This window comes from Bosea sp. 124, from assembly GCF_003046175.1.
GTDB lineage: Bacteria > Pseudomonadota > Alphaproteobacteria > Rhizobiales > Beijerinckiaceae > Allobosea.
In genome coordinates this window covers 5,459,115-5,470,773 of record NZ_PZZM01000001.1, presented here as the reverse complement: position 1 = coordinate 5,470,773, position 11,659 = coordinate 5,459,115, and the positions used below count along the sequence as shown (strand labels likewise).

Annotated in this window: 5 protein-coding genes; all 5 read left to right on the top strand. The window is 69.0% G+C overall.

Going from position 1 to position 11,659, the window contains the following annotated elements; all coding sequences use genetic code 11:
- The 5 genes from C8D03_RS25955 (at position 1) to C8D03_RS27070 (ending at position 11,658) form a co-directional block, all read left to right on the top strand.
- Positions 1-2,007 (top strand): autotransporter assembly complex protein TamA, encoded by a 2,007-nt coding sequence (locus C8D03_RS25955; protein ID WP_248308629.1) that lies wholly within the window; start codon positions 1-3, stop codon positions 2,005-2,007.
- On the top strand, positions 2,007-6,341 hold the full coding sequence (locus C8D03_RS25950; RefSeq protein WP_108050993.1) for a translocation/assembly module TamB domain-containing protein: 4,335 nt from the start codon (positions 2,007-2,009) through the stop codon (positions 6,339-6,341). Before C8D03_RS25955 ends, C8D03_RS25950 begins: the two co-directional genes overlap by 1 nt.
- Positions 6,342-6,750: 409 nt before the next feature.
- A complete protein-coding gene (locus C8D03_RS25945) occupies positions 6,751-8,136 on the top strand; it encodes a porin (protein WP_181301270.1) in 1,386 nt (461 codons plus the stop codon).
- 397 nt (positions 8,137-8,533) lie between these two features.
- Positions 8,534-10,807, top strand: coding sequence for an OmpA family protein (locus C8D03_RS25940; RefSeq protein WP_146170291.1), 2,274 nt, complete (start codon positions 8,534-8,536; stop codon positions 10,805-10,807).
- A 122-nt stretch (positions 10,808-10,929) separates the two neighbouring features.
- Positions 10,930-11,658 carry a hypothetical protein gene (locus tag C8D03_RS27070; protein ID WP_108050987.1) on the top strand — a complete coding sequence of 243 codons (729 nt, stop codon included), beginning with the start codon at positions 10,930-10,932 and terminating at the stop codon, positions 11,656-11,658.
- Position 11,659 lies beyond the last annotated feature (1 nt).

Sequence of the window (11,659 nt, the reverse complement as noted above, 5' to 3'; positions counted from 1 at the left end):
TTGTGGCGGAGGGCGGCCCGCACTGTTGCGGGCGGAAGCGGTTGCGCTTTCGCCGTGCTCTTCGGTGTCCAGTCCATGCCGGCCCAGGCCTTCGACCTGTCCTCGCTCGATGTCTTCGGGCTGTTCACGAAGAAGGACGAGCCGCCGGCTGCCAGCGCCGCGACCTTGCCTTATCAGCTCGACTTCGATCTCGGCGGCGCCGATGACGCCAAGGCCCTGACGCGCATCCTGCAGGACGCCTCGCTGCTCTATCGCCTGCGCCAGGATGCGCCGCCCGATGGCGAGACGCTGGCGCGCCGCATGGCCGCGGACCTCAACCCGCTGGTCGATGCGCTCTGGTCGCAAGGCTATTTCAACGCCGAGCTCGCGCTCGTCGTCGATGGCGTGACCCTGAAAGTCGGCGCGGAGCCCGGCGCGGCGTTGGTGCGCGCCGCGGAGGCACACCGCAACCGCGATGCGGTGCCGATCACGGTCAGCGTCAAGCCGGGCCCGGTTTTCGGCCTGCGCGACATCGCCGTCAGCGAGCGCGGCATCACCGGCGCGCCCGCCATCGCCAACCCGCAAAAGGTTACGCGGCTGAAGCCCGGCGACCCCGCGACTTCTTCGGCGCTGCGGGCGGCGCAGGCCGCGCTGGTGGACAATCTACGCGCCCAGTCGCGCCCGCTCGCAAAGGTCGTCGAATTGCGCCCGGTCGTCGACCACGCCGCGCGCATCATGGACGTGACTTATGTGGTCGAGCCCGGCCCGGTCGCAGGCTTCGGCGACGTCACCATTGGCTCGACTGACGAGATTCCACCTGCTGTGGTGCGCTCCTTCATCTATCTCGAGCCGGGCGATCCCTATTCACCGAAGGCCGTGGCCGATACGCGCCGCTCCATCGCCACGATTCCCGCCATCGCCTCGGTTCGCATCCGCGAGGCCGACAGGCTGGACGGTGCCGGCAGCCTGCCGATCTTCGTCGACGTCACCGAGCGCCCCAAGCGTCTGCTCGGCTTCTCGGCGCGCTACTCGACCATCGATGGTCCGGCGGTGAAGACCTATTGGGAGCATCGCAACCTCTTCGGCGGTGCCGAGCGGCTGCGTCTCGAAGGCGATATCTTCCTCGCCCCGCGCATTGATGGCACCAAGATCACGAAATTCGAGGATTTCGAGAAATCCGATCTCGGCGGCCGCTTCTCCTTCAGCTTCCTGAAGCCTGCGCTCGGGGGCAGCCGCTATGACTGGCTGCTTGACGGCATGGCGACGCGCCAGCGCGTCGGAACCAACCGCTATGGCGGCTACACGGCGCGCTACGGCAACGTCACGACCGCGATCCAGCGCCGTTTCAGCGACACCTTCTCCGTCCAGGCTGGCATCGAGGTGGAGCGCGGCCAGACCAGCGATGTGCTCGGCCAGGTCGACTACACCCTCGTCGGCATCCCGCTCTCGGTGAAATACGATTCGACCGACAGCCTGCTCGACGCGACGCGCGGCATCCGCGCCACCGCCTCGGTGGCACCCTATCCGACGTTCCTCGGCTCGACGGTCGGGATCGTCCAGAGCAAGGCGGCGTTCTCGGCCTATTACGCGCTCGACGAGGATGCCCGCTATGTGTTGGCCGGCCGCATCGGCCTCGGCTCGATCTCGGGCGCGAGCCTCGAGGACGTCCCTGCAACGCGGCGCTTCTATGCCGGCGGCGGTGGCTCGGTGCGCGGCTACGCCTATCGCACGCTCTCGCCGCTCGGCCCGCTCGGCCACCTGACAGGCGGGCGCAGCCTGTTCGAGGGCTCGGTCGAGGCGCGCATCAAGATCACCGACACCATCGGTGTCGTGCCCTTCTTCGACGCCGGCACCGCTTTCGAGGGCAGCGTTCCCGACTTCAAGCAGCGGCTGCAGATGGCTGCCGGTGTCGGCCTGCGCTACTACACGGCGATTGGACCGATCCGGGTCGATGTCGCAGCACCGCTCAACCCCCGTAAGGGCGACAAGCCGGTCGCGCTCTATGTCAGCATCGGGCAGGCCTTCTGATGCGCCGCGTTCTCGCCCGGTTTCGGCCAAATCTCAGGCGCCTCGCGCTCGTCGTGATTCTGCTGGTCGCCGGTTTCCTTGCCTCGGCGCATTTCGGCGGCTTCGCCCAGAACGCCCAGACCGATCGCGGCATCGTCGCCGACCTGATCTCGAAGGCCCTGTCGAGCGACACCAGCCAGGTCTCGATCGGGCAGGTCAACGGCGCACTCTCCTCCGATGTCGAAATCCGCGACATCGTCCTCTCTGACCGCGACGGCCCTTGGCTCAGGCTCGACCGCGCCCGGCTGATCTGGACGCGCAGCGCGCTCCTGCTGCGCCGCCTCGACATCGACAGGCTTGAAATCGGCAAGCTCGAGTTCCTGCGCAAGCAGGCGCCCCAGCCGGCCGGCGCAGCCCCGCCGAGCGACCAGCCGATCCTGCCGGAACTGCCGCTGAAGGTGATCGTCCGCGCCTTGCAGCTCAACGAACTCGTCCTGGGCGAGCCCGTCCTCGGCGTTCCCGCCCGGTTCGGCGCCACCGGCTCGGCGACGCTCGGGCCGCCGAGCGAAGGGCTCGACCTCAAACTCGAGGCACGTCGTCTCGATGCACCCGGCACGTTCAACGTCAGCTTGGCCTTCGTTCCGCAGACGACCCGGCTGCAACTCGCGGTCAAGCTCGACGAGCCTGCGGGCGGCCTGATCTCCAAGGTGGCCGGTTTGCCCGGCGAACCGCCCGTCACGCTCGATCTCGGTGGCGACGGTCCGCTCGATTCCTTCGGCTCGACGCTGATCTTCAACGCCGGTCCGACCATCGGGGCGCGAGGCGACGCACGTCTCGACCGCAGCGGCACCGAGCGCCAGCTCAATCTCGCGCTGGATGCCCGTATCGAAGGGCTGATGCCGGCGCCCATCGCGCCCGTCTTCGCCGGCTCGACGCGACTCGACGGTTCGGTCGGCTTCGCCGATGCCGGCGGTATCGACATCCGCAACCTCGCGCTGGTCTCGGCTTTGGCCCGGCTCGACGTGCTCGGCCGCTACAAGGCCGACAAGACGCTGGATATCCGCGTCACCGCCGCCGCCCGTCCCAATGCCGAGGGCAAGACCGTCGCCTCGGGAACCGAGATCGGCAAGCTCGCCTTCGATGCCACGATCAAGGGGCCGGTCGCGGGACCGACCGTCGTCGCGACGCTCGACGCACAGGATGCAAAACTCCCCTCCGGTGGCTTCTCCCGCATCGGCTTGAATTTCAACGCCACACCGACCGGCATCATCGGCGAGCCCGGTAGCCGCATCACATTGACCGCCGATGGCGAGGCCTCGGGTATCGTGCTGGCCGACCGCGCGCTTGCCCGGGCCGTCGGGGATCGCGTCGGCTTTACCCTGCGCGGCATCGCGCAGGATGACGGTACGGCCGATTTCGAGACGCTGCGGCTCGCCATGTCCGGCCTCGAGCTCGACTACAAGGGCAAGGCCGGCAAGGCGCGCGTACTTGGGCGCCTGAATGCCGTGCTGCCCGATCTTGCCCGCCTCAGCGGTCTGGCCAAGCGCCCGCTCGGAGGCCGCGCCGATCTGAGCGCCGAGATCGACGCGACGCCGCGCCTCGACGACTATGGCGCCACGCTGAGCGGCCGTGGCGACCGGCTCGCCACCGGCGATGCGACGCTCGACCGCCTGCTTGCCGGCAACTTGACCCTCGGCGGGCAAGTGCGTGCGCTCGCCGGAGACCTCACCGTGTCCGGCCTGCGCGTCGCAGGCGAGCACGTGGCCTTCACCGCCGATGGTGGTATCGGCCGTCAGGCCTCGGATCTGAAGCTCGCTGTCGCGCTGCCGGATTTGAAGCGCGCCGATCCGCGCCTTTCGGGCCGGGGCGACGTCACCGCGCAGATCACCGGCCCGCGCGACAGGCTCGACGCCACCGCCCGCATCGCGGTCGCCAATGGCACCGCGCTTGCCCGGCCGATTCCGCGCCTCGCCATCGATGCCGTCGTGCGTGATCTCCAGGGCGCGCTCGATTCACGCTTGACCCTCAACGGCGACATCGATTCCAAACCCGCGACCGGCACGATCGCGCTCGCGCGCCTGCCCGGCGACGGCTGGAACCTGTCGGCGCTCGACCTCGCCATCGGCTCGGTGCGCCTGAACGGCGCGCTGACACTCGATCCGGCGAGCCGCGCCGCCGGACGTGTCACGTTGGCCGCCCGCAATCTCGACGACCTCTCGGCGTTGGCCTTGACCAAGCTCGGCGGCCAACTCGATGCCGACATCACGCTTGCAGTCGTCGAAGGCCGCCAGAACATAGACCTCAAGGCGAAGGGCGCGCGCCTTGCCGGCCCCTCCATCGCAATCGACAAGCTCGATGCGACTGCGGCCGCGACCGACATCCATGGCCGCCCCATGCTCGATGCGGCGATCGCCATCGACCGCGCGGTCGTCGCGGGCGAGGCGATCAGCGCGATCCGCTTCGATTCGAAAGGCGCGCCCGACGCCAGCGCCTTTACCCTGAGCGCCGCCGCGCGCGGCTTTGCTCTGAACGGCGCCGGCCGCCTCGTGCCCGGCGAACCGCTGAAGCTCGAGCTTGCCAGTTTCGATGCCCGCCGCGACGGCCGCCGGATCGCGCTCGCCAACCCTGCGACCTTCAGCTTCCCGGCCGCGGGCATAGAGATCGCCAATCTCGCCCTCGCCATCGACAATGGCCGCCTGACGCTCGACGGGCGCGCCGGCGAAACCCTCGATCTGAACCTGAGCGCTCGTGATGTCCCCCTTTCGGCGGCTCGCATCCTGGCGCCGGGGCTCGATCTCGCCGGCACGCTGAATGCGCAGGCCCGCATCGCGGGCAAGCCTGGCGCGCTGACCGGCCCCTGGAGTATCCGCGTCGCCCGCCTGGTGACGCCCGAGACGCGGCAGGCCGGCCTGCCGCCGATCGAGATCTCGGGCGAGGGTGCCTTCAAGGGCGACGAAACCAGCGTCGATGCCACGGTCAATGCGGGCCGTGGCGCGAGCCTTACGGTCAGGGGCACGGCACCGCTCAGCGCGACGGGCGCGCTCGAACTCGCGGCCCAGGGCCGGGTCGACGCGATCCTGGCCAATGCGATGCTCGCCCCGCAGGGTCGCAGGCTGACCGGCACTGTCGCGCTCGACATGCGCGCGGCGGGAACGGCCGCGGCGCCCCGCCTGAGCGGCACGGCCACGCTCGCGAATGCGACCTTCACTGACGCGCTTCAGGGCGTCCGCCTCACCGGCATCGAGGCTCGGATCGCGGCCAATGGCGAGAACCTCGTCATCGAGCGCGCCGCCGCCCAGACGACCAATGGTGGTACGCTCCAGGCGAGCGGCCGGCTCCAGCTCGATCCCGCCGCCGGCTTCCCGGGCCAGATCCGCGTCCAGGGCAATCGCGCCCAGCTCGTCTCCAGCGGCATCGTTACGGCTGTCGCCAATCTGGGTCTCGAGATTTCGGGGCCGCTGGCGCAGCGCCCCCGGATCGGCGGGCGCGTCGATGTGCTCTCGCTCGATGTCGCGGTGCCGGACCGCCTGCCCGCCTCGCTTCGCCCCGTCGACGGCATCAGGCACGTCCGGCCGACCGGCACGGCCGCCGCCCGCCTCGCGGCCCAGAAGCGCGCGGCCCGTCCGGCGGCACGCGGCGCCCGGCCGGCGCCTGCCTTCGATGCCGTGCTTGCCCTGACCATCTCCGCACCGAATCGCGTCTTCATCCGCGGCCGCGGCATCGATGCCGAGCTCGGCGGCCAGATCCAGGTCGGCGGCACGCTGGCGGCGCCGGCACTCGACGGTGGCTTCGAGCTGCGGCGCGGCCGCCTCAGCGTGCTGAGCCAGCGCCTCGACTTCAGCCGAGGCCGCCTGACTTTCGCCGGCGGCACGATGCCGGAACTGGATTTCGTCGCCGAAACCCGCGCTTCGGATGTTACCGCGCGCGTCATCGTCTCAGGCCCGGCGGACCAGCCCTCCTTCGCCTTCACCTCGACTCCGGAGCTGCCGCAGGACGAAGTGCTGTCGCGCCTGCTCTTCGCGCGGGCTTCGGGTTCGCTGTCGCCCTTCCAGGCGCTGCAACTGGCGCAGACGGCGGCCCAGTTCGCCGGAGGCGGCGGCGACGATTCGTTCGGGCGGCTGCGCAAATCGCTCGGCGTCGACAATCTCGACATCCAGGTCGGTGCGGGCGGCCCCACCGTCGGCGTCTCGCGCTACATCGGCGACAACGTCTCGGTCGGCATCAAGGCGGGCGCGAAACCCGAGGACAGCGGCGTCTCGGTCGGCATCGACGTGACGCGCCGGCTCAAGCTGCAGGCCGAGACCGGCGCCGACGGCAGCGCATCGGTCGGCGTCGGCGCCGAATGGGAATACTGAGCGGCGCCCCGGCATCGAGAATCGCCTCTGGCCGGCGCGGCGCTCCCTCCGGTGCGACGTCTGGATGATTCCCGTGTGGAACGGCTCAAAACAGGCCCGTCCGGGCGAGCGCGGTTAATGGTCGGTAAATTTCGGCAGTCAAAGCGTGACTTGCCTGCAACACCGGGGTCCAAAGCACCCCTGCGGGCCTATCCGGGGCGTGATGAAGGTTGATCGGCCCCCCGGCATTCGTATGGTTGTCCTGCGTCGGGACGTTCCCGGTCGCTGTTTTTCGTCTTCGCCTCTGAATGGTTCAGGGACGTGGGCGAAAGGCCGGGACGAGGCAGGTTCGGTGGTTGGGTCTCCTGGGGCCAGTCACCAAAGAGCAGGCCGAAGCCCGAGGGTCTCGAAACTCTTTTGGAGGTTACCAATGAAGCTCGTTAAGAGCCTCCTCCTCGGTTCCGCCGCCGGCATCGCCGCGGTCGCCGGGGCTCAGGCCGCCGATCTTCCCTCGCGGAAGGCCGCTCCGGTCGAATACGTTCGCGTCTGCTCCGCCTATGGCGCAGGCTTCTTCTACATCCCGGGCACCGACACCTGCCTCCGCGTTGGTGGCCGTGTTCGTGCTGAGTACACCATCGGTTCCCGCTTCGGCGAGACCCAGGACGCCTACGGCACCCGCGCTCGTGGTCGTTTGAACATCGACGCCCGCACCGCGACTGCCTATGGCACGCTGCGGACCTTCTTCCGTTACGAGCTGACCAACAGCTCGGGCCTGTATTCCGGCACGATCGGCGGCAACCAGGGCATCGTTCCCCCGGGCACCGTTCGCAACACGGCCGCCACCGCTTCGTCGGCTGCCAACCTCGACCTGGCCTTCGTCCAGTTCGGCCCGATCACCGCTGGTCGCGCTCAGTCGTTCTTCGACTTCTACGCGAACGACTTCACCTTCTCGACCCTGCGTACGGCTGATAGCCGTCTGAACCTGTTGGCCTACACCGCCACCTTCGGTTCGGGCTTCTCGGCCACGGTGTCGCTCGAAGACCGCAACACCGGCACGGGCAACCGTGAAAACGGCGTCGTCAGCCCGCTGGCTGCTTCGACGACCCTCGGTCAGGACTTCCCGGACGTCGTCGCTTCGCTGCGCGTCGATCAGGGTTGGGGTTCGGCTCAGTTGTCGGGTGCTATCACCCAGCGCAACATCTCGAACACCGGCATCCTCTTCAACGGCTCCAAGGATGAGATGGGCTTCGCCATTCAGGGCGGTGTCAAGCTCAACCTGCCGATGCTGGCTGCTGGCGACACCCTGTTCCTGCAGGCTGCCTACGCTGATGGCGCTCTCGGCTATCTCGGCTGGGGTGGTCAGTTCGGTTCGGGCCGCATCGGCTCCGCGACGGCTGCCAACCAGCTCATCGTCGCCGACTGGAGCGTGAACCCGCTCACCGGTTCCACGAAGTCGGCCACCGGTTGGTCGCTCGTCGCCGTGATGCGTCACTTCTGGACCCCGCAGCTGCGTTCGGAGCTGTTCGGTTCGTATTCCGAGCTGAAGCTGAACTACACGCTGCTCAGCCAGGTCAACGGCGTCGCTGCTCCGCGCGCTCTTGATCCGAAGGAGCTCATCGTCGGCGCCAACCTGATCTGGTCGCCGGTTTCGGGCCTCGATATCGGTGTTGAGGTTCTCTACACCCGCACCGAGCTGAAGCAGGCTGTCCTTGCCGCCAACAACGCGGGCGCTCGCCCGGCGATTGGCGCCGGTGGCCGTCTCGTCAAGAGCGACGACGCCATCGCTGGCCGCTTCCGCATCCAGCGCGACTTCTGATTGCTTCTGCAATCCTAGTCGGAAGCCCCGGGGAAACCCGGGGCTTTTTTCGTTGCGGGCTGTCCCGAGCCGCCGCCCCTTTCGTTCCATACGGCTTTCGACGGTCTGGGCAGCGCCGCGCCGCGCGAATGGCGGCCGGGCGGAACGCCGCCCTGCCGGTTCCGGGCCGGCGACACGGGCCAGACGGTTGACAGCCGCTTCGCAAAACGCCTTCTAGAGGGCGTTGTCCTTTTTCGGACACATTTCGTGATTCCGCCTGCACGATGCGGCTCGCGAGGTGTGTTCCGGGATGAGCGACGTTCTTCAAGAGCCTGAAACCGCATTGCTTCTGGTTCCGGGCGAGGCCGGCTTCCCGTCTCGCGAGGGGTGAGCCGGGATCGGGCTTCAGGGGAGTGGCATGGCGCAACCGGGACGTTGGCTTTGGGGGCTGCTGCCGTTGGCGCTGCTCTGGGGCACCGCCAACCTGTTCGTCGGGGATACCATCGAGCGCGATGTCGGTCGCCGTGCGGTCGAGGCCGTTGCGGCCATCGCAGGCGAGGCACCCGGTGCACGTCCGGTCACCGCCCAGGTCGACGGGCGCGATGTGACGATCAGTGGCGAGGCGCTCTCCGCCGATGGTGCGGCGCGGGCGATTGCGCGCTTGCGGTCCGAGTTCGGCGTGCGCCGGGCGCTCGGCGGCCTGTCGCAGGTCGTCGCCCAGCGTCCCTATAGCTGGTCGGCCAGTCGCCAGGGCGGAGTCGTAACCCTCAACGGCTTCGTGCCTGACGAGGCGACCGCCATCGCCAATGTCGCAGCCGCCGCCGCGGCCTTGCCCGGCCTCCGGATCGACGACCGCCAGAGCCTCGCCTTCGGCGCCCCTGCGGGTTTCCAGGCCATGACCAAGGCGGTTCTCGCCGAATTGCCACGGCTCGCCACCGGCAAGGTCGCCCTCGACGACACGCGCTTCTGCATCGAGGGCAGGGCGGACACCCCCGACAACTTCCTCGCCTTGCAGGCGGCGACCGCACTCGCCCGCGACGGCTTCCAGTCGGTGCCCTGCGCCCTTGAGCCACCGGTCGTGGCGCCCTATCGCTGGGGCGTCGAGCGCCTGGCCGGAGACACGCTGCGACTGACGGGATTTTACCCGTCCGACGCGGCCCGCCAGCAGATTCTTGGCCTGCTCAGGCGCACCTTTCCGGGCACCATCGGCATTGAGGACGGGATGAAGCCGGCAGCCGGCGAGCCGGCGGCCTTCCTGGTGAAGGTGACGCGGGCGCTGGGCGATCTCGCCCGGCTGCGGCAGGGCAAGGCGGAACTGACCGGGGACGCTTATGCCTTGTCCGGTGATGGGCCGGCGACCTTCGAGGCCTGCCAGGCGCTGCGCCTGCAGATAGCCCAGGGCGACGGGCCGGATTCGGTTGCCCAGGCCTCGATCGTCTGCCCGCCGGAACCGCCACCTCCGGTCGAGACCCTGATGCCGCCGCTGCCCGAGATTCCCGCGCCGGTCTTTCTGCCGTCGGAATTGCCCGCCGCGCCGCCGCCTGCCGTGCCGGCGGCTCCGGCCGTGCCGCTGACCTGGAGCGCCGCCATCGGGGAAGACGGCGTCGCCCTGAGAGGATTGGTGCGCGATGCCCCCGCCCGCGCGGCGCTTCTGGCGCTGGCGCGCGGGCTCGCACCCTCCGCTGCGGTTTCCGATCAACTGATACTGGAGCCGAACCTGCGCGAGGAGCCCGATTACGGAGCGGCCACCGGGTTCGCTCTCGACCTCCTCGGCAAGCTTAAGCGGGGTTCGGTGTCGCTTGCCGGCGCGGTGCTGGCTCTGTCGGGCGAGGTTGCCAACGGCCAGGCCTGGCAGGAACTCGAGGCAGCATTGCGCCGCCAGCCGCTGCCTGCCGGCCTCAGCCTCGGCACTGCGGGCACCGCTGCGATCGCGGTTCGGCCCTATGTCCTGTCGCTCTCAGCCGATCGGAGCGGGCTGACCCTGACCGGCGCCTTGCCGGATGCGCAGACACGCGCCGCCCTGCTTGCGCTGGTCGAGGCTTCGCCTCTCAAGGGCAGGTTCAACGACGAGACGCAGATCCTGCCGGGGGCGCCGGCCGGTTTCGCCGCGGTCGCCAGGATGGCGGTGACCAATCTGCTGCGTCTCGATTTTGGCTCTGCGACGATCGCGGACGATCTGGTTACGTTGCGTGGCCTGACCTGCCGCGATCTCATCAAGCGCGAGGTCGAGACCAGCGCCAGCACCGGCCTGCCCCCAGGCTACCGGATGGACGCGGCGATCGGTCTGCGCCAGACCGGCTGCATCGTCGATCCGCCGGCGACCTGCCAGAACGATCTCGATGCGCTGACCAAGCGCAACACGGTCTTGTTCGCGCAGGGCGCGGCGGCCGTGACGCTGGATGCGCCGACCGAGCGCGTCATCGCCGAAGCGGTCGCCATCCTGACGCAGTGCCCCGGCGCGCGCATCACCATCGAGGGCCATGCCAACAGTGATGGCGATCGCGACGGCTTCAATAATCTCGACCTCTCGGCCCGCCGGGCACTTCGCGTCCGCGACGAACTGCTTCGGCGCGGCATCGATCCGGCCCGGCTCGAGACGCGCGGCTTCGGGACGGAGCGGCCGCTGGTGCCGCATGGCTCGGCCGACGCCAAGCCGATGAACCGGCGCGTGCAGTTCACGGTCGCGAAATGAGCGGGGCTCGAAAGGTGCGGAACCGGCTTTTCGGAAGAGCCATGCGCATAATTTCTGGAAGCGATCACGGTTCTCCCGTTCGGACGAGTCCGTCCGAACGGGACGTGATCTAGGGGGCGGACATGCTTTATCTCGCCAGCCAGTTCGTCTGGTTCCTCGTTGCGGCCTTCGCGCTCGGCCTCGTCATGGGCTGGATCGGCCATGACGGCGGCAAGCTCAGGCTCCTTGGCCGCGCCGCCGGCTGGTTCGCCGCATTATGGGGGGTGGGTGCCGCGCTCACCTGGCTGCAGTTCCTGAATGGCGAGCCGGCGACCTGGGTCGAATCCGCGCTGCTGTTCACGGCTGTCTATGTCGCCGGCTGTATCCTGGCCGGCGTGCTGCGCGGCACGCGCGCCCCGGCCGAGGCCGCAACCCCCGTCGTGGCAGCCCCTGTGGCGACCCTGCCGCAGGTCGAGGGCGAGGCTGATATCCCGGGGCAGCGCCCCGCCGGATCGGTGGCGGCCAAGCACGACAAACCCGATGATCTCAAGTTGATCAAGGGGGTCGGGCGCCAGAACGAGGCCCGCCTTCATGGGCTCGGCATCTGGCATTTCGAGCAGATCGCCGCCTGGACGCCCCGGAACGTCGAATGGGTTGGCAGCTATCTGGCCTTTCCGGGGCGCATCGAGCGGGAAGACTGGGTCGATCAGGCGAAAACGCTCGCGGCCGGCGGCGAGACCGAATTTGCCACGCGGGCGAAGGCCGGTCTCGTCGACACCTCGCGCGACGATGGTTCTGCCGGGCAGGACAATGTCGTCAAGCCGGCAGAAGCCGATGCCGCGGGTGAACCCTCGGACAAGCCTTTGGCCTGAT

Coding starts and splice junctions, on each gene's coding strand:
- C8D03_RS25950 (WP_108050993.1), top strand. CDS start 2,007: ATGCGCCGCGTTCTCGCCCGGTTTCGGCCAAATCTCAGGCGCCTCGCG.
- C8D03_RS25945 (WP_181301270.1), top strand. CDS start 6,751: ATGAAGCTCGTTAAGAGCCTCCTCCTCGGTTCCGCCGCCGGCATCGCC.
- C8D03_RS25940 (WP_146170291.1), top strand. CDS start 8,534: ATGGCGCAACCGGGACGTTGGCTTTGGGGGCTGCTGCCGTTGGCGCTG.
- C8D03_RS27070 (WP_108050987.1), top strand. CDS start 10,930: ATGCTTTATCTCGCCAGCCAGTTCGTCTGGTTCCTCGTTGCGGCCTTC.